Source organism: Streptomyces sp. NPDC102283, assembly GCF_044766265.1.
Lineage (GTDB): Bacteria > Actinomycetota > Actinomycetes > Streptomycetales > Streptomycetaceae > Streptomyces.
This window is the reverse complement of sequence record NZ_JBIWLQ010000003.1, coordinates 242,220-260,379: the sequence shown is the minus strand read 5'-3', so window position 1 is coordinate 260,379 and position 18,160 is coordinate 242,220. Positions and strand designations below refer to the sequence as shown.

At 72.6% G+C, this 18,160-nt stretch carries 16 protein-coding genes; 10 read left to right on the top strand and 6 right to left on the bottom strand.

Annotated features, from left to right (window positions below; translation table 11 throughout):
* Positions 1 to 185 precede the first annotated feature (185 nt).
* The 4 genes from ACIRJT_RS07960 to ACIRJT_RS07945 all read right to left on the bottom strand — a co-directional run bounded on the left by ACIRJT_RS07960 (position 186) and on the right by ACIRJT_RS07945 (position 3,448).
* Positions 186 to 938, bottom strand: coding sequence for a response regulator (locus tag ACIRJT_RS07960; RefSeq protein ID WP_403906006.1), 753 nt, complete (start codon positions 936 to 938; stop codon positions 186 to 188).
* Positions 935 to 2,218: a sensor histidine kinase gene (locus ACIRJT_RS07955; protein WP_403906003.1), complete on the bottom strand. Its 1,284-nt coding sequence runs from the start codon at positions 2,216 to 2,218 to the stop codon at positions 935 to 937. The genes ACIRJT_RS07960 and ACIRJT_RS07955 overlap by 4 nt, the downstream gene beginning before the upstream one ends.
* A gap of 156 nt (positions 2,219 to 2,374) precedes the next feature.
* On the bottom strand, positions 2,375 to 2,653 hold the full coding sequence (locus ACIRJT_RS07950; RefSeq protein WP_205084654.1) for a hypothetical protein: 279 nt from the start codon (positions 2,651 to 2,653) through the stop codon (positions 2,375 to 2,377).
* 9 nt (positions 2,654 to 2,662) lie between these two features.
* On the bottom strand, positions 2,663 to 3,448 hold the full coding sequence (locus tag ACIRJT_RS07945) for a PspA/IM30 family protein (protein WP_403906000.1): 786 nt from the start codon (positions 3,446 to 3,448) through the stop codon (positions 2,663 to 2,665).
* A 319-nt stretch (positions 3,449 to 3,767) separates the two neighbouring features.
* Here ACIRJT_RS07945 and ACIRJT_RS07940 point away from each other — a divergent pair, with 319 nt between their 5' ends.
* The 3 genes from ACIRJT_RS07940 to ACIRJT_RS07930 all read left to right on the top strand — a co-directional run bounded on the left by ACIRJT_RS07940 (position 3,768) and on the right by ACIRJT_RS07930 (position 6,319).
* Positions 3,768 to 4,367 carry a DUF3043 domain-containing protein gene (locus tag ACIRJT_RS07940; protein WP_403905998.1) on the top strand — a complete coding sequence of 200 codons (600 nt, stop codon included), beginning with the start codon at positions 3,768 to 3,770 and terminating at the stop codon, positions 4,365 to 4,367.
* A 98-nt stretch (positions 4,368 to 4,465) separates the two neighbouring features.
* The gene (locus tag ACIRJT_RS07935) at positions 4,466 to 5,158 is read left to right on the top strand and encodes a class I SAM-dependent methyltransferase (RefSeq protein WP_403906565.1); all 693 of its coding nucleotides are present in this window, start codon (positions 4,466 to 4,468) and stop codon (positions 5,156 to 5,158) included.
* 72 nt (positions 5,159 to 5,230) lie between these two features.
* Positions 5,231 to 6,319 carry a S1C family serine protease gene (locus tag ACIRJT_RS07930; RefSeq protein WP_403905995.1) on the top strand — a complete coding sequence of 363 codons (1,089 nt, stop codon included), beginning with the start codon at positions 5,231 to 5,233 and terminating at the stop codon, positions 6,317 to 6,319.
* A 99-nt stretch (positions 6,320 to 6,418) separates the two neighbouring features.
* Here ACIRJT_RS07930 and ACIRJT_RS07925 read toward each other — a convergent pair whose 3' ends face one another.
* Positions 6,419 to 6,628: a hypothetical protein gene (locus ACIRJT_RS07925; protein WP_018958100.1), complete on the bottom strand. Its 210-nt coding sequence runs from the start codon at positions 6,626 to 6,628 to the stop codon at positions 6,419 to 6,421.
* A gap of 79 nt (positions 6,629 to 6,707) precedes the next feature.
* On the opposite strand from ACIRJT_RS07925, the gene ACIRJT_RS07920 reads away from it, so the two are divergent.
* Positions 6,708 to 7,910 (top strand): bifunctional adenosylcobinamide kinase/adenosylcobinamide-phosphate guanylyltransferase, encoded by a 1,203-nt coding sequence (locus ACIRJT_RS07920; RefSeq protein ID WP_403905993.1) that lies wholly within the window; start codon positions 6,708 to 6,710, stop codon positions 7,908 to 7,910.
* 197 nt (positions 7,911 to 8,107) lie between these two features.
* On the top strand, positions 8,108 to 9,235 hold the full coding sequence (cobT, locus tag ACIRJT_RS07915; RefSeq protein ID WP_403905991.1) for a nicotinate-nucleotide--dimethylbenzimidazole phosphoribosyltransferase: 1,128 nt from the start codon (positions 8,108 to 8,110) through the stop codon (positions 9,233 to 9,235).
* 847 nt (positions 9,236 to 10,082) lie between these two features.
* Here the strand turns inward: cobT and ACIRJT_RS07910 are convergent.
* Positions 10,083 to 10,847, bottom strand: coding sequence for a hypothetical protein (locus ACIRJT_RS07910; RefSeq protein ID WP_403905989.1), 765 nt, complete (start codon positions 10,845 to 10,847; stop codon positions 10,083 to 10,085).
* Between the two features lie 88 nt (positions 10,848 to 10,935).
* Here ACIRJT_RS07910 and ACIRJT_RS07905 point away from each other — a divergent pair, with 88 nt between their 5' ends.
* The 5 genes from ACIRJT_RS07905 (at position 10,936) to ACIRJT_RS07885 (ending at position 17,974) form a co-directional block, all read left to right on the top strand.
* Positions 10,936 to 11,718, top strand: a complete 783-nt coding sequence (locus ACIRJT_RS07905) for an adenosylcobinamide-GDP ribazoletransferase (RefSeq protein WP_403905987.1) — start codon at positions 10,936 to 10,938, stop codon at positions 11,716 to 11,718.
* 191 nt (positions 11,719 to 11,909) lie between these two features.
* The gene (locus ACIRJT_RS07900; protein ID WP_403905984.1) at positions 11,910 to 13,457 is read left to right on the top strand and encodes a leucyl aminopeptidase; all 1,548 of its coding nucleotides are present in this window, start codon (positions 11,910 to 11,912) and stop codon (positions 13,455 to 13,457) included.
* Positions 13,458 to 13,851: 394 nt separating this feature from the next.
* Positions 13,852 to 15,240, top strand: coding sequence for a dihydrolipoyl dehydrogenase (gene lpdA, locus ACIRJT_RS07895; RefSeq protein WP_007451187.1), 1,389 nt, complete (start codon positions 13,852 to 13,854; stop codon positions 15,238 to 15,240).
* 62 nt (positions 15,241 to 15,302) lie between these two features.
* Positions 15,303 to 17,204: a 2-oxoglutarate dehydrogenase, E2 component, dihydrolipoamide succinyltransferase gene (gene sucB / locus ACIRJT_RS07890; RefSeq protein WP_403905981.1), complete on the top strand. Its 1,902-nt coding sequence runs from the start codon at positions 15,303 to 15,305 to the stop codon at positions 17,202 to 17,204.
* Between the two features lie 146 nt (positions 17,205 to 17,350).
* Positions 17,351 to 17,974 carry a GntR family transcriptional regulator gene (locus ACIRJT_RS07885; protein WP_219609629.1) on the top strand — a complete coding sequence of 208 codons (624 nt, stop codon included), beginning with the start codon at positions 17,351 to 17,353 and terminating at the stop codon, positions 17,972 to 17,974.
* The last annotated feature ends 186 nt before the right edge of the window (positions 17,975 to 18,160 follow it).

Genomic DNA, 18,160 nt, shown 5'->3' with positions numbered 1-18,160 from the left:
GGTGGGTCTCTCTTCTGTGGCGTACGCGGCAGACGGCGGGAGGGGGAGAACGTCAGGGACCCGAACCTCCAGCCCAGTCCTACGATCTCCGCTCCGCGCCGCCGAAACGTCGCCCCCCGGGCTGCTTTCTTATGCCGCGCATACCGCAGGTGGAGTACGCCGCTGTACGCCGAACCTCCACCCGGTCAGTCCGCCCGGGGACGCACCAGGCCCGATTCGTAGGCGATTACCACCAATTGGGCCCGGTCCCTGGCTCCCAGCTTCGCCATCGCCCGGTTCACATGGGTCTTGACGGTGAGCGGGCTGACCGCGAGCCGCTCGGCGATCTGGTCGTTGGAGTGGCCGCCCGCGACCAGCACCAGCACCTCGCGTTCGCGGCCGGTGAGCGCCGCCAGCCGCTCGGCGTACTCCGCGCTGTCCGGCCCCTCCCCCGAGCTGCCTCCCTGGGCCAGGAAGGTGGCGATGAGCCCCTTGGTCGCGGCCGGGGAGAGCAGCGCCTCGCCGGCCGCGGCGATCCGGATGGCGTTGAGGAGTTCGTCCGGCTCCGCGCCCTTGCCGAGGAAGCCGGAGGCTCCGGCGCGCAGCGACTGGACCACGTACTCGTCGACCTCGAAGGTGGTGAGCATGACCACCCGCACCGCGGACAGCTCCGGGTCGGCGCTGATCATGCGGGTGGCGGCGAGTCCGTCGGTGCCCGGCATCCGGATGTCCATGAGCACCACGTCGGCTCCCGTGGCGCGGGCCAGCTCGACGGCCTCGGCCCCGTCGGCGGCCTCGCCGACCACTTCCATGTCCGGCTCGGAGTCCACCAGCACCCGGAACGCGCTGCGCAGCAGCGCCTGGTCGTCGGCGAGCAGCACCTTGATCGGGGCCCGCTGCAAAACAGCCGTCGGTTCCGGTGCCGGTACCGGTGTCGGTTCCGCTGTCGGCTGGGTCATCGGCAGAGCCCCGTCCCGCCCGCTGTGCCCGGCCGCTCCGGTTCACCCGTGCGGGCCTCGACGGGAAGGATCGCATGGACCCGGAAGCCGCCGCCGTACCGAGGCCCCGCGGTGAGGGCCCCGCCGAGGGCCGTGACGCGCTCGCGCATGCCGACCAGGCCGTGACCGCCGCTGTCGAGGTCGTCGTCGGCCGCGGATCCGGGCCGCCGGGCGGTGGCCCCCCGGCCGTTGTCGAGCACGGTGACCTCGGCGGTGGCGCCCACCCGTACGACGCTCACCTCGGCCCTGGCCCCGGCGCCCGCGTGCTTGCGGACGTTGGTCAGGGCCTCCTGGATGACCCGGTACGCGGCCAGGTCGACGGCGGCGGGCAGCCGGTTCCCGTGGTCGGAGCCCGCCACCTCGACGGGGAGCCCGGCGTTGCGGAAGGTGTCGACCAGCTCGCCGAGCACAGCGAGCCCGGGGGCCGGTTCGGTGGGCGCCTCGGGGTCGCCCTGCTGGCGCAGGAGACCGACGGTGACCCGGAGTTCGTTGAGCGCGGAGCGGCTGGCGTCGCGGACGTGGGCGAGCGCTTCCTTGGCCTGGTCCGGGCGCTTGTCCATGACGTGGGCGGCGACCCCGGCCTGGACGTTGACCAGGGCGATGTGGTGGGCGACGACGTCGTGGAGATCCCGGGCGATCCGCAGCCGCTCCTCGGCGACCCGGCGGCGGGCCTCCTCCTCGCGGGTGCGCTCGGCCCGCTCGGCGCGTTCCCGGATGGCGTCGACGAACGCGCGTCTGCTGCGTACGGCGTCCCCGGCGGCCCCGGCCATCCCGGTCCAGGCGAACACCCCGAGGTTCTCCTGGCTGTACCAGGGCGTCGAGCCGAAGAACATGGAGGCCGCCGTGAGCGCCCCCATGGTCAGCAGCCCGACCCGCCAGGTGGTGGGGCGGTCGGTGCGCGAGGCGACGGTGTAGAGGGCGATGACCGTGCTCATGACGACCGGGGCGGGCGGATCCATCAGGATGTACTCGGTGGCCGAGAGGCCCGTGGTGGCGGCGAGCACCGCCATCGGACGCCGTCGCCGCAGAACCAGCGCCACGGCGGCGAGGACCATCATGAGCACGCTGAACGGCTCGGGGGTGCGGGTGCCGAAGGTCGGCCCGTGTCCGGTGCCCGGGTCCGCGAACGAGCCGGCGATCATCGCGACGAGGGAGCCGAGGGCGAGGGTCGCGTCGAACGCGAGGGGATGGTCCCGGAGCCAGCGGCGGGCGCGCGCGAAGCCGGACGAGAGGGTGGTCACGTCCAGCTACGGTACGCGGCCGGTCATCGGGGGCGGGGTCTTCCCGGGGCGGCGGACGGGAACGCCCCTGCCCCGCGTCCGGCGGACCGGGCGCGGGGCAGGGGTGCGGGGTACTGGTGCGGCGTTCCACGGGCCCGGCGGGGCCGTCCCGTGGATTCAGTTGGGGATGAGCCCACCGTCGCTGAGCATGGCCCGTACGTCTTCGAGCGTGGCGTCGGGCGCCGGCAGGATCAGCTCGGACGGCTCCAGGGAGTCGTCCGGCAGCGGAGTGCCGAGCTCGCGCACCTTGTCCAGGAGCGCGTGGAGGGTCGTGCGAAAGCCGGGGCCGTCGCCGCTCTCCATCTCCTTGAGGAGGACGTCGTCGAGCTCGTTCAGTTCGACGAAGTGACTGTCGGCCAGCTTGACCTGGCCCTCCCCCATGATCCGTACGATCATGACGCTGCCTTACTGCTTGTCGAACTTGTGCGGGGACGACTGCTGCGACTGCTGTGCGCTGTCCTGCGCGCCGCCCTCGATGGCCTGCTGCGAGGACGAGGAGCCGCCGGCCAGCTCGGCCTTCATGCGTTGCAGCTCCAGCTCCACATCGGTGCCGCCGGAGATCCGGTCCAGCTCGGCGGCGATGTCGTCCTTCGCCGTGCCGGTCGGGTCGTCCAGGGCGCCGGAGGCGAGCAGCTCGTCGATGGCGCCGGCCCGCGCCTGGAGCTGCTGCGTCTTGTCCTCGGCCCGCTGGATCGCGAGCCCCACGTCGCCCATCTCCTCGGAGATGCCGGTGAAGGCCTCGCCGATCCGGGTCTGGGCCTGGGCCGCCGTGTAGGTGGCCTTGATGGTCTCCTTCTTCGTGCGGAAGGCGTCGACCTTGGCCTGGAGACGCTGGGCCGCGAGGGTGAGCTTCTCCTCCTCGCCCTGCAGCGTGGTGTGCTGCGTCTCCAGGTCGGTGACCTGCTGCTGGAGGGCGGCGCGCCGGGACAGCGCTTCGCGCGCCAGGTCCTCGCGGCCCAGCGCCAGCGCCTTGCGGCCCTGGTCCTCCAGCTTGGACGACTGGCCCTGCAGCTGGTTCAGCTGCAGCTCCAGACGCTTGCGGGACGTCGCCACGTCGGCGACGCCGCGGCGCACCTTCTGAAGCAGCTCCAGCTGCTTCTGGTACGAGTAGTCGAGGGTCTCGCGCGGATCCTCGGCCCGGTCAAGGGCCTTGTTTGCCTTCGCGCGGAAGATCATCCCCATACGCTTCATGACACCGCTCATGGGCTTCGCGCGCCCCCTTCTGACGGACTGAGCTCCAGCACTCCCGATAGAACCCACAGTACGGGCCCTGTCTCTATTACCGCACTGTTCGGACGCGGATGTGGTCCTCCCCAAGGACGACTGCACCCCGTGGACACTCCCGCCCAGGGTGTAGGTGAGGCCCTGGAACATTCTGGTGACGGACGCGGTAACGGGCGGTTGACACCCGTATCGCCCCGTCGGGACACATGTGGGGACGCCGTCCGTTGCCGGATCGTTCCCGCCCGGGTCTCCGGGCCCGCGCGCCGACCCCGTACCCTTGGGTTTTGTGTTCCGTAGCCGTGCCAAGACAGAGAAGGCCCCCACCGACAAGGTGACGGCGGACCTCTCCCAGCAGCCCCGCGACCCGCAGGCTCCCAAGGGTCGCCCCACCCCCAAGCGCAGCGAGGCCCAGACGCAGCGCCGTCGCGCCGCGTCCAGTGCGCCGACCGATCGCAAGGCGGCCATGAAGCGCCAGCGCGAAGCGCGGCGCACCGACCTGGCCCGACAGCGCGAGGCGCTCGCGTCGGGCGACGAGCGCTACCTCCCGGTCCGCGACAAGGGCCCGGTCAGGCGCTTCGTCCGCGACTACGTGGACTCGCGCTTCTGCATCGCCGAGTGGTTCCTGCCGCTCGCCGTGATCATCCTGATCCTCAGCGTGATCCAGGTGCAGAACATCCAGAGCATCTCCCTGATGCTCTGGCTCGGCGTGATCATCCTCATCGTGATCGACTCGGTCGGTATCTCGATCCGCCTGAAGAAGCAGCTGCGCGAGCGCTTCCCGGACACGCCGAAGCGCGGAGCCGTGGCGTACGGCCTGATGCGCACGCTCCAGATGCGCCGACTGCGGCTCCCGAAGCCGCAGGTCAAGCGCGGAGAGCGGCCCTGAGTACGGAGGCCTCCGGCTTCACCGGGGTCTCCTCGGCGTGGCTGGCAGGTCTCGGCGGCGTACGCAACCGGGTCCGCCAGGAGCTCGTCGCGCGGCAGCTGGACGAGCAGATAGCCGGGCGGTTCCCGGTGGGGCAGCGGCTGCGCGTCCTGGACGTCGGCATGGGCCAGGGGACCCAGGCGCTGCGCCTGGCGCGGGCCGGTCACTCGGTGACCGGCCTGGAGTCGGACGCCGGGATGCTGACGGCGGCCCGTGAGTCCCTGGCGACCGAGCCCGAGGGCATCCGGGAGCGGGTCAGGCTCATCGAGGGCGACGGCCGGGACACCGGCGTGCACTTCCTGCCCGGCAGCTTCGACGTGGTGCTGTGCCACGGCGTCCTGATGTACGTCGAGGAGCCCGACCCGATGCTGGCGGGGCTCGCCCGGATGCTGGCCCCCGGCGGGCTGCTGTCCCTCCTCGTGAGGAACGCGGACGCGCTCGCGATGCGCCCGGGGCTGGCCGGCGACTTCGGCGCGGCCCTGACCGCCTTCGACTCCGCCACGTACACCAACCGCCTCGGCCTCACCGTGCGGGCCGACCGGCTCGACGCGCTGCGGGCCACGCTCGCGGGCATCGCCGCGCCGCTGCACGCCTGGTACGGGGTGCGGGTCTTCACGGACAACGCGGCGGACGGGGCGGAGCTGCCGGCCGAGGAGCTGGAGCGGGTCCTGGCCCTGGAGGACCGGGCAGGGCGGACCGACCCCTACCGGGGTGTGGCGGCGCTGCTGCATCTGTGCGGCGTGCGCGGCTAGAGCAGGCGTTACGGAGGCCCGTTCGGCCCATCAGCACGGGCACCCGAACGGGGCGGGCCCCAGACTCCGGATATGGACGTATCCCCCTCCCGCAGCCGGGCGCGCAGGCTGCTGCTTCCCCTGTCCGCGGCCGTCTGCGCCATCGCCCTGGCGGGCGGCTGCTCCGGTACGGGTCCGGCGGCTCCGGCCCCCGAGGCCAGTGCGTCGGGTACGGCGCAGGGTTCGGTGAAGCGCGCCCCCGACGACCTGGAGAACGCCTACCAGGACGTGATCAACGACGTCCTGCCGTCGGTGGTGCAGATCGACGCCTCGGAAGGACTCGGTTCCGGGGTCGTCTACGACGGCAAGGGGCACATCGTCACCAACGCCCATGTCGTCGGGGACGAGAAGACGTTCAAGGTCAGCGTCGCCACCGGGGAGGCGGTGCTGAGCGCATCGCTGGTCTCCTCCTACCCGGAGCAGGACCTGGCCGTGATCAAGCTCGACGAGGTGCCGGACGGGCTGAAGCCCGCGAAGTTCGGCGACGCGGAGAAGGTCGAGGTGGGGCAGATCGTGCTGGCGATGGGCTCGCCGCTCGGCCTGTCCAGCAGCGTCACCCAGGGCATCGTCTCGGCGCTCGGCCGGACCGTGAGCGAGAGCCGGGCGGGCGGCGGCACGGGCGCGACGATCGCCAACATGGTGCAGACGTCCGCGGCGATCAACCCGGGCAACAGCGGCGGGGCGCTCGTCAACCTCGACAGCGAGGTGATCGGCATTCCGACCCTCGCGGCGACCGACCCGCAGATGGGTGACAGCGCGGCTCCGGGCATCGGCTTCGCGATCCCCGTCTCGATGGTGAAGACGGTCGCCGACCAGATCATCAAGGACGGCAGGGTCACCGATTCGGGCCGGGCCGCGCTGAACATCACGGGCCGCACGGTCGTCGACGACAACTACCGCCCCGCCGGGGTCGCGCTGGTCAGCGTGGACCGGGGCGGCGCGGCGGACGACGCGGGGCTGAAGCCCGGGGACACCATCACGAGGATCGAGGACAGCGAGGTCACCACGATCACCTCGCTCTCCGAGGCGCTGGCGGGTGACGAGCCCGGTCAGAAGGTGACCGTGACGTACACGCGCGACGGCGACAGCCGGACGGCGGAGGTCACGCTCGGGGAGATCTGAGGGCTCGGGAGATCTGGGAGCGCGGGACGGCCGAAGGGCGGGTGGTACGGGAACCTTCCCGTACCACCCGCCCTTCCGCTGCCCGCTTCGGTCCGTCGGTCAGGCGCTGTCGGCCTTCAGGCTCATCGGGCCGTAGATCTTGGTGGTGTCCTCGAAGAGCGTCACCTGTGCGGCGCCGCCCTCCAGGAGTTCTTTCCAGAACTCACCGATCCAGGACTCCGCGTCGCCCTGGGTGGTGAACTCCTCCGGCTGCAGCGCCGGCTCCGTCTCCGTACCGTCGGACTTCTCGAACCGCCACGTCCACGCCATGCCAGTCTCCTTCAGTCACGTTGCTTCCCGAAGCGTAGCCGGACGCGCACCTCGCGCGGGGACACGGGAGGATCAAGGTGTGGAACTGACTCTGCTCGGCACCGGAGCCCCCGAGGGGCTGCCGCGCCCCTCCTGTCCCTGCGCGGCCTGCGCCTCGGCCCGCGGCCCGTGGGCGCGGGCCGCGACGGCGCTGCTGGTCGACGACGCGCTGCTGCTGGACCTCACCCCCGGGGCGGTGTTCGCCGCCGCCCGTGCGGGGCGTTCACTGGGCGCGGTCCGGCAGGTGCTGCTGACGCACCCGCACGACGGGCCCGCCGTCGAACTGCCGGCCCTGCTGCCCCGGGCCGGACGGGTGCCGGACGGCCAGGTCCTGACGCTGATCAGCGGGCACCGGGTGCGGGCGATGGCGATGGACGCCCCGGGGACCGGGTACGAGGTGACCGCCCCGGAGGGCGAGCGGCTGCTGTACCTGCCCCCGGGGGCCGCCCCCTCCGGCCTGCCCGAACAGCTGGACCGGCCCCTGGACACGGTCGTCCTCGATGTGATCGGGCGGCCCGACGCGGTGGCCCGGCTGCGGTCGGCCGGAGCGGTCGGGCCGGCCACCGAGGTGATCGCGGTCCACCTGGACCACGACGCCCCGCCGGGCCCGGCGCTGGAGCGGCGGTTGGCGGCGGCCGGTGCGCGGGCGGTGCCGGACGGGACGACGCTGGTGGTGGGCGAGTACCACGCGGTGCCGGACGTGCCGCGCCGGGTGCTGGTGACGGGGGGCGCGCGGTCGGGGAAGTCGCTGGAGGCGGAGCAGCGCATGGAGACGTTTCCGGACGTGGTGTACGTGGCGACCGGCGGCCGCCGCGACGGGGACCCGGAGTGGGCGGCCCGGATCGGACTGCACCGGGAGCGCAGGCCCGGCGCCTGGCGGACCGAGGAGACCTGCGAGGTCACGGAGCTGCTGCGGGCGGACGGGCCGCCGCTGCTGGTCGACTGCCTGTCGCTGTGGCTGACCGACGCGATGGACCGGGTGGAGGCCTGGGAGGACGAGCGGTGGCACGACGGCGGCGAGACGGCGTTGCGGGAGCGGGTCGTGGAGCTGGTCGCCGCGGTGCGCGGGACCCGGCGGCCGGTGGTGCTGGTGACCAACGAGGTGGGGTCCGGGGTGGTGCCGGCGACGTCGGCGGGGCGGCGGTTCCGGGACGAGCTGGGGCGGCTGAACGCGGCGGTGGCGGCCGAGTGCGAGCAGGTGCTGCTGGTGGTGGCGGGGCAGGTGCTGGTGCTGCGGGGGTGAGGGAGGTTGCCGGGGGCGGAGCGGGCCGCCCGGCCGGCCGGCCCTCTCCCGGTTCGCGGCACGGCTCCCGGGGTGGGCCGACCGGTACTGTTCCGGCTGGGGCCTGTCCGGTCCTGATCCGCCGGACACGCCCTGGGGGCCCGCCGCCGGGTTTCCCCGGACCGGACCCGACGTGACGACCCGCGAGGCAGACCTCCGTGAACCTGGACGACTTCTCCGACCTGATCCAACGCCCCGACGGGGGTGTGCGGCGCGATGCCGAGGAGCGGCGCGAGCGGCTGACCGTGCCCCCGGGGGCGCTCGGACGGCTCGACGAGCTGGGCGAGTGGCTCAGCGCCGCGCAGCAGTCCGTGCCGGTCAGAGCCGTCGAGCAGCCGCGTCTGGTGCTCTTCGCCGGTGACCACGGGGTGGCGGAGCTGGGCGTCTCGGGCCGGCCCGCGGGAAGCGCGTACGAGCTGGTGCGGTCCGCCCTCGACGGGGCGAGCCCGGTCGCGGTGCTGGCACGGCGCTTCTCGGTGCCGATGCGGATCGTGGACGTCTCCCTGGACTGCGATCCGGAGCTGCTGCCCGAGTCCGTGGTGCGGCACCGGGTGCGGCGGGGTTCGGGGCGGATCGACGTCGAGGACGCGATCAGCGCGGAGGAGGCCGAGCGGGCGGTCCGCCTGGGCATGGCGATCGCCGACGAGGAGGCGGATTCCGGCACCGATCTGGTGGTGCTCGGCGACCTCAGCGTGGGCGGCACCACGGCGGCGGCGACCCTCGTCGCGGCGCTCTGCGGAACGGACGCCTCCGTGGTGACCGGTCGCGGCGGTGCGGGCATCGACGACCTGGCGTGGATGCGCAAGTGCGCGGCGGTCAGGGACGCGCTGCGCCGGGCCAGGCCGGTGCTCGGCGACCAGCTGGAGCTGCTGGCGGCGTCGGGCGGGGCGGATCTGGCGGCGATGACGGGCTTCCTGTTGCAGAGCGCGGTGCGCCGGATGCCGGTGATCCTGGACGGGGTCGTCTCGGCGGCCTGTGCGCTGGTGGCGCAGCGGGCGGCGTTCCGGGCGCCGGACTGGTGGCTGGCCGGCCAGGTCAGCGGTGAGCCCGCGCAGACGAAGGCGCTGGACCGGATGGCGCTGACCCCGCTGCTGGACCACGGCGTGACGGTGGGCGAGGGAAGCGGCGCGCTGCTGGCCCTGCCGCTGGTACAGGCGGCGGCGGCGCTGGCCGCCGAACTGCCGGAGCGGGAACCGGAGAAGGCCGTGGACGGCGAGGACGGCGACGATACGCAGGACGCGGAGTCGGGGCCCGAGTCGGAGGCGGCGGCCCTCGACGGGGTCTGAGGCTTCCGGCTCCCCGGCCCACCACGCGGACGAGATCGGCATCACTCGGGTGTCGCTCAACTTCGCCATGTCCCGGTCCGTCTTGGAGAGGGATCGCGGTGTCGGCGCGCGTCCTCGCCGACACCGCGTACCGTCCGTCCGACCGACCGGGGACCCCTTCCATGCTGTTGTTCGAGAAGAGCGGATGAGCCGTCTCCGGGCCCTGCGCCGGGCGGGGGGACGGGAGTGGGGCCCGCTGTCCACGGCCGTACGGCGGGGCCTCGCCGGACGCGGTGTGCGGGCGCTCGCGCTGACGACGAGCGCGGTGGCGCTGACCGCGGCCGTCCAGCTGACGCAGAACCAGGCCTGGGGCTACCGGCCGGTGCAGAGCCTCGGAGCCGTACGGGCCGAGGACCCGCTCCCGCTCGCCCTCCTGCGTACCCCGCTGTCCCTGTTCGTGCCCGCGCTCGATCTGCCGGTGTGGGGCGCGCTGGCCCAGATCCTGCTGGTGTTCGGCGTCGCGGAGGTGTGTCTGGGGCGGTGGCGCACGCTCGCGGTGGCGTACGTCGCGACGCTGGCGGGGACGCTGTACGCGCGGATCGGCATCGTGCTCGGGCCGGAGACGTTCCTCGGGCTGCCCTCCTCCGACGCGCAGGTGGTGGACACCGGCCCTTCGGCGGCCGTGGTGGGACTCGCGGTGTACGTCTGCCATCAGCGGCGGGCCCGGTTCACCGGCGCGCTGGTGGTCCTCGCGATGGTGGTGGAGGTCCTCGTCAAGGACAACCTGGCGGGCCGTGAGCATCTGGCCGCCGTCGCCGCCGTCCTGGTGGTGTGTCGCGTACGAGAGTGGCGCTACGCGGCGGCGCGTTCAGGACCTGGGCGCGGGCGGCGACGGGACGCGGTCCGGGGCGCCGCCGATGAGGTCCTGGAACCTCCGGCGCGGCCCGGCCCAGCGCACGTCGTGGTGGTAGGCCCGCAGCAGTGCCCGGGAGCGGGCCCGGTGGCGGTGGCGGTAGAAGCGCCTGGCCCAGGGCGAGGCGGGGCGGGCCAGCCGGATCGCGCCGACCAGGGCCACGAACGGGACGAGGGTGCCGAGCACGGCCATCCGCAGCTTGCCCTTGAACAGGGTGATCAGGACGAAGCAGAAGTTGATCACGTAGGTCGTGATGAGGCTGAGCCTCCCCTGTTCCTCCTCGTCGGTGACGTCGTCGACGCCGAGCGGCGAGAAGCCCGCCAGGACCAGCCCCACCAGCGAGACGGTCAGCACGACCACCTCCACGCTCCGGCGGCCCTCCTCGGTCCAGTACACGTCGTCCAGATGCAGGATCAGGGCGAACTCGTCCAGCACCAGGCCGGCCCCCACCCCGAAGATCACCGCGCAGATCCCGGCGGCCACGCCGTGCCGCCCACCGGCCACCGCGCCGAATCCGCCGATCACCGTCAGCACGACCCCGGGCACCACGTGGTGGATGTGCACCCCGCCCGGGGTGATGTCGCGGAACGGGCCCTTCCCTGCGCGGATCATGCGGGTGATGGTGCGGGTGATCGCGAAGGTCAGGACGAAGGCGGCCAGCGCGAGTAGCAACGGCATCTTGCCCGGCTCCGCGATGTTGTCGTGCCACCAGTGACCCATGCCACCCACTCCCGTTACGTCAGGTTTCGCGGCGATTGGCGCGTTTCACCCAATCTATCGGCGGGGCCCAGCGGCTAGCCTGCGCGCGGTGACCTCCCTGAACAGCCACGGCATACGTTTCGCCTTCGGCACCCTGACCGTGCTGCCCGTCCGCGTGACCCGCTGGGACCGCGCGACCGCCCGCTCCGGAATGCTCTGCGCCCCGCTCGCCGGGCTCGTCGTGGGGCTGCTCGCCGGGGCCCTCGGCTCGCTGTCGCTGCTGGCGGGCTCGGGGCCGCTGCTCGCCGCGGTCGCCTCCGCCGCGGTGCCCGCCGCCCTCACCCGGGGGCTGCACCTGGACGGTCTGGCGGACACGGCGGACGGCCTCGGCAGCGGGAAGCCGGCCGAGGACGCGCTGCGGATCATGAAGCAGTCCGACATTGGGCCGTTCGGTGTCATCACACTCCTCCTGGTGCTGCTGGCCCAGGTCGCGGTCCTCTTCGAGCTGTACGGGGAGGGGTGGGCGCACGGTGCTCTCGGTGCCGTCGTCGCGGGCGTCGCCGCCCGCCTCGCGCTGACCCTGGCGTCCCGGCAGGGCGTCCCGGCGGCCCGGCCGGAGGGGCTCGGCGCGGTGGTGGCGTCCACGGTCCCGGCCGGGTGGGCGGTGCTCGCGGCGGTGGTGACGGTGGCGCTGTGCGCGTCGGCGGGCGCGCTGCTCGGCCCGTACGGGGCGCTGCACCACGCGCTCGCGGTGCTCGGCGCGCTCGCCGCCGCCGAACTGCTGCTGCGGCACTGCGTGCGGCGGTTCGGCGGGGTCACCGGGGACGTCTTCGGGGGCGTCGGGGAGACCGCGGCGACGGCGGCCCTGGTGGCGCTGGCGCTGGGTTCCTGACGGCCCGGCAGCGCCGGGGCGGGCGGAACCGACCTCCGTAGCAGTCCGGAACGGCCCGCCGCCGTCACGGAGCAGGAACCGCGCGCGTAGGCTCATTCCCGGCACATCGTCGGGGCGTCTACGATGCGCCGGGCACGGTCGGCCCACCCCTCGACCGAACTCGAACTCAACGGAAGCGAGATTTCACCACCGTGACTGCTCTCACTCTCAGCACTGCCGGTGCGGCGACGCTGCGCGCCGACGCACTCGTCGTCGGCGTCGCCAAGGGCGTCAAGGGACCGGTCCTCGCGCCCGGCTCCGAGGCCGTGGACAAGGCGTTCGACGGAAAGCTCGCCGCCATCCTCGCGACCCTGGGCGCCACCGGTGCCGAGGGCGAACTGACCAAGCTGCCCGCCGCGTCCGGTCTCAAGGCCCCGGTCGTCGTCGCGGTCGGCCTCGGTCCGGTCCCGGACAAGGAGGACGCCTACGACGCCGAGGCGCTGCGCCGCGCGGCGGGCACCGCGGCCCGTGCGCTGAACGGCTCCAAGAAGGCCGGCTTCGCGCTGCCCGCCGCCTCCGTCGAGGACGCCGCAGCCGTCGCGGAGGGCGCGCTCCTGGGCGCGTACGCCTTCACCGCCTACCAGGGTGGCGAGAACAAGCTGGCCCCCAAGGACGCGAAGTCCAAGGACAGTGGCCCGAAACTGCCGCTCGCCGAGGTGGCCCTGCTCGGCGCCAAGCCGCGCGACAAGGCCTACAAGGCGGCCGTCGAGCGCGCCCTGGCCCTGGTCGAGGAGATCAACCGGGCCCGCGACCTGATCAACACCCCGCCGAACGACCTGTACCCGGAGTCCTTCGCCGCCGTGGCCACCGCCGCGGGCAAGGAGCACGGCATCAAGGTCCAGGTCCTCGACGAGAAGGCTCTGGTCAAGGGCGGCTTCGGCGGCATCCTCGGCGTCGGCCAGGGCGCCGAGCGCGGCCCGCGCCTGGTGAAGCTCGCCTACACCCACCCGAAGGCGGAGAAGACCCTGGCCCTGGTCGGCAAGGGCATCACCTACGACTCGGGCGGCATCTCGCTCAAGCCGGCCGGCCACAACGAGACGATGAAGTGCGACATGGCCGGCGCCGCCGCCGTGTTCGCCGCCGTGGTCTCGGCCGCCCGCCTGGGCCTGAAGGTCAACGTCACCGGCTGGCTGGCGCTGGCCGAGAACATGCCCTCCGGCAACGCCACCCGCCCCGGTGACGTGCTGCGCATGTACAGCGGCAAGACCGTCGAGGTTCTCAACACCGACGCCGAGGGCCGGCTCGTCCTGGCCGACGCGCTGACCCGCGCCTCGGAGGAGAAGCCGGACGCGATCGTCGACGTGGCGACCCTGACCGGCGCGATGGTGCTGGCGCTCGGCAACCGCACCTTCGGTGTGATGGCCAACGACGACGCCTTCCGCACCTCGATCCACGAGATCGCCGAGGAGGTCGGCGAGCCCTCCTGGCCGATGCCGCTCCCCGCCGACCTGCGCAAGGGCATGGACTCCCCCACCGCCGACATCGCCAACATGGGCGAGCGGATGGGCGGCGGCCTGGTGGCCGGCCTGTTCCTGAAGGAGTTCGTGGGCGAGGGCATCGCCTGGGCGCACCTGGACATCGCGGGCCCGGCCTTCCACGAGGGCGCGCCGTACGGCTACACGCCCAAGGGCGGCACGGGCTCCGCGGTCCGCACCCTGGTGCGGCTCGCCGAGCGCACCGCCGACGGCGATCTCGGCTGAGTTCCCGCCTTCCGTCGCGTACGGCCCCGGGCATAGGTCCGGGGCCGTACGTGTTCTCCGAGCGGAAGCGGCAAGGATGAGCGGCACAGGACGCATGGGCGACGGAGGGCGAGCGACGCATGGGCGACGGAGGGCGAGCGGGTTTCGCTCTCGACGAACACCGGCCTGATCCGCAGGTATCTACGCAGCAGTAACCCTCCGGAAGGGACGATCATCCGTTCCGGACCCGGGCCCCGCGTCCCGCCCACCGTCGACAAGTGCGAAGATGGGTTCTCGGCAGGACAGGGCCCCCACCACAGGGCCGAAGACAAAAGCGGCCGCACACCAGCCGACCGGCCGGTCACACCCCAGCGACGGGGCCCGGCGTACGGCGCACATGCATGGAGGACGTGACGTGGCGAACGACGCCAGCACCGTTTTCGACCTAGTGATCCTCGGCGGTGGCAGTGGCGGTTACGCCGCGGCCCTGCGCGGAGCGCAGCTGGGCCTGGACGTCGCCCTGATCGAGAAGGGCAAGGTCGGCGGCACCTGCCTGCACAACGGCTGCATTCCCACAAAGGCACTGCTGCACGCGGGCGAGATCGCGGACCAGGCCCGCGAGTCGGCCCAGTTCGGCGTGAAGGCGACCTTCGAGGGCATCGACATGGAGGCCGTCAACAAGTACAAGGACGAGGTGATCTCGGGCCTGTACAAGGGTCTCCAGGGGCTCATCGCCTCGCGGAAGGTCCACTACATCGAGGGCGAGGGCAAGCTCTCCTCCCCCACCTCGGTGGACGTGAACGGCCAGCGCGTCCAGGGCCGCCACGTGCTGCTGGCGACCGGCTCCGTGCCGAAGTCGCTGCCCGGCCTGGAGATCGACGGCAACCGGATCATCTCCTCGGACCACGCGCTGAAGATGGACCGCGTCCCGAAGTCCGCGATCGTGCTGGGCGGCGGCGTCATCGGCGTCGAGTTCGCCTCGGCGTGGAAGTCCTTCGGCACCGAGATCACCATCGTCGAGGGCCTCAAGCACCTCGTCCCGGTCGAGGACGAGAACAGCTCCAAGCTTCTTGAGCGCGCGTTCCGCAAGCGCGGCATCAAGTTCAACCTCGGCACCTTCTTCGACAAGGCCGAGTACACCGAGGACGGCGTCCGCGTGACGCTCGCCGACGGCAAGACCTTCGAGGCCGAGCTGCTGCTCGTCGCCATCGGCCGCGGCCCGGTCTCGCAGGGCCTGGGCTACGAGGAGCAGGGCGTCGCGATGGACCGCGGCTATGTCCTGGTCGACGAGTACATGCAGACCAACGTCCCGACGATCTCGGCCGTGGGCGACCTCGTCCCGACCCTCCAGCTCGCCCACGTCGGCTTCGCCGAGGGCATCCTGGTGGCGGAGCGGCTGGCCGGTCTCAAGACCGTCCCGATCGACTACGACGGCGTGCCCAAGGTGACGTACTGCCACCCCGAGGTCGCCTCCGTCGGCATCACCGAGGCCAAGGCCAAGGAGATCTACGGCGCGGACAAGGTCGTCGCCCTCAAGTACAACCTCGCGGGCAACGGCAAGAGCAAGATCCTCAAGACCGCGGGCGAGATCAAGCTCGTCCAGGTCAAGGACGGTGCCGTGGTCGGCGTCCACATGGTGGGCGACCGCATGGGCGAGCAGGTCGGCGAAGCACAGCTGATCTACAACTGGGAGGCGCTGCCCTCCGAGGTCGCCCAGCTCATCCACGCACACCCGACGCAGAACGAGGCGATGGGCGAGGCTCACCTGGCGCTGGCCGGCAAGCCTCTCCACGCGCACGACTGATCCCCCGGTCCCGGGCGCGACGACCGACCACTTCCGCAATTTCGTAAGGAGCAACTGAAACCATGTCGGTTTCCGTAACCCTTCCGGCGCTCGGCGAGAGCGTCACCGAGGGCACTGTCACCCGTTGGCTGAAGGCCGAGGGCGAGCGCGTCGAGGCCGACGAGCCGTTGCTCGAGGTCTCGACCGACAAGGTCGACACCGAGATCCCGGCCCCCGCGTCCGGTGTTCTGGCCTCCATCAAGGTCGCCGAGGACGAGACCGTCGAGGTCGGCGCCGAGCTGGCCGTCATCGACGACGGCTCGGGCGCTCCGGCCGAGGCCGAGGCTCCGGCAGCCGAGGCCCCCGCCGCCGAGCCCGCCTCCACCCCGGCCCCGCAGGCCGAGGAGGCGCCCACCGCCCCGTCGACCGAGACCGAGGCTCCGGCCCAGGCCCCGACCGCCGAGGCGACCACCGGTGGTTCGTCCGCCGAGGGCACCGACGTCACCCTCCCGGCGCTCGGCGAGAGCGTCACCGAGGGCACCGTCACCCGCTGGCTCAAGGAGGTCGGCGAGGAGGTGGCCGAGGACGAGCCGCTGCTGGAGGTCTCCACGGACAAGGTCGACACCGAGATCCCCGCCCCGGTCGCCGGGGTGCTGCTGGAGATCGTGGTCGGCGAGGACGAGACCGCCGAGGTCGGCGCCAGGCTCGCCGTCATCGGCGCCCCGGGCGCGGCTCCGGCGCAGCCCGCCGCCCCGGCCCAGGAGGCCCCGAAGGCCGAGGCGCCGAAGGCCGAGGAGCCGAAGGCAGAGGCACCGAAGGCCGAAGAGCCGAAGGCAGAGGCACCGAAGGCCGAAGAGCCGAAGGCAGAGGCACCGAAGGCCGAAGAGCCGAAGGCAGAGGCACCGAAGGCCGAGGAGCCGAAGCAGGAGGCCCCCGCGGCTCCCGCCCCGGCCCCCGCCGCTCCGGCAGCCCCTGCGGCTCCGGCTCCCGCCGCCCCGGCGCAGCCCGCCCCCGCCGCCCCGGCGCCGGCCGCCCCGGCCGCGCCCTCCGGTGACGACGGCGCGTACGTCACGCCGCTGGTCCGCAAGCTCGCGTCCGAGAACAACGTGGACCTGAGCGCGGTCAAGGGCACCGGCGTCGGTGGCCGGATCCGCAAGCAGGACGTCGTCGCCGCCGCGGAGGCGGCCAAGGCCGCCGCAGCCGCTCCGGCCCCGGCCGCTGCTCCCGCAGCCGCCAAGGCGCCGAAGCTGGAGACGTCCCCGCTGCGCGGTCAGACGGTCAAGATGACCCGCATGCGCAAGGTCATCGGCGAGAACATGATGAAGGCGCTGCACTCGCAGGCCCAGCTGACCTCGGTCCTCGAGGTCGACATCACCAAGCTGATGAAGCTGCGCAACCAGGCGAAGGCCTCCTTCGCCGCCCGTGAGGGCGTCAAGCTGTCCCCGATGCCGTTCTTCGTGAAGGCGGCGGCCCAGGCGCTGAAGGCCCACCCGGTCGTCAACGCCCGGATCAACGAGGACGAGGGCACCATCACGTACTTCGACTCGGAGAACATCGGCATCGCCGTGGACGCCGAGAAGGGTCTGATGACCCCGGTCATCAAGGGTGCGGGCGACCTGAACATCGCCGGCATCTCCAAGAAGACCGCGGAGCTCGCGGGCAAGGCGCGCGGTGGCGGCCTGACGCCGGACGACATGTCCGGCGCCACCTTCACCATCAGCAACACCGGTTCGCGCGGCGCCCTGTTCGACACGGTCATCGTGCCGCCGAACCAGGCCGCCATCCTGGGCATCGGTGCCACGGTCCGCCGCCCGGTGGTCATCGACCACCCGGACCTCGGCGAGACCATCGCGGTGCGCGACATGACGTACCTCTCGCTCTCCTACGACCACCGCCTGGTGGACGGCGCGGACGCCGCCCGCTACCTGACGTCGGTCAAGGCGATCCTCGAGGCCGGTGAGTTCGAGGTCGAGCTCGGCCTCTGAACACCCCTGCTGTAACCAGCCTCACCAGCGACGCCCTCGTCCGGAACTCATCCGGGCGGGGGCGTCGCCGTATTGTCTAATCACCACCGGCCCCCGTGGGGTCGTGATGATGTAGGCAGCACCGGTCTGCCCTGAAGGAGCCCTCCATGACCCCGCCCGTCGTCCACTCGCTGCGCGAACAGATCCGCGAGCACATCGTGGAGGGGATCGTCAGCGGGCGCTGGAAGCCGGGTGAGCGGATCGTGGAGCGTCGCATCGCCACCGAGCTGGAGGTCAGTCAGACGCCGGTGCGCGAGGCGCTGCGCGAGCTGGAGACACTGCGGCTGATCGAGTCGGCGCCCAACAAGGGCGTCCGGGTCCGCAACCTCACCGCCGCCGACCTGGAGGAGAGCTACCCGGTCCGGGCCGGCCTGGAGCAGATCGCGGCGGAGCTGGCGGCCCCGCGGCTCGGCCGGGACTGCTCGGCGCTGGCCCCGCACGTGGCCGCGCTGTACGAGGCGGACCGGCTGGCCGACGGCGAGGCGCAGGTGCGGCACACGGTCGGCTTCCACCGGGAGCTGGTGCGGGCGGCCGGGAACGCGGTGCTGCTGCACACCTGGGAGGGGCTGGGCATCGAGGTGTTCACGGCCCTGTCGATCCGCTGGCTGGGCACGGTGCAGAAGTCGTACGCGGAGGAGCACCAGGCGCTCATCGACGCGTTCCTCGCCGAGGACCCGGGGATCGGGGCCCTGGTGAAGGCGCACGTGCTGGGCTGCGCGCCCCGCGCCTGAGCCTTCCCGGCGCCTGTGAGCTTTCCCGGCGCACCGCGCCCGACCTTCCCGCGGGGTCCGATCATCTGGCGTCCAGCCTGCTCTTCCGTGCAGGTCAGCGCCCTATTTGCACGCTATTTCGCGTCACTCCGTGCCCTCTTTCGAGGCACCCCATGCCACTTTTCTCCATATCGAGAAGTTTTGCCT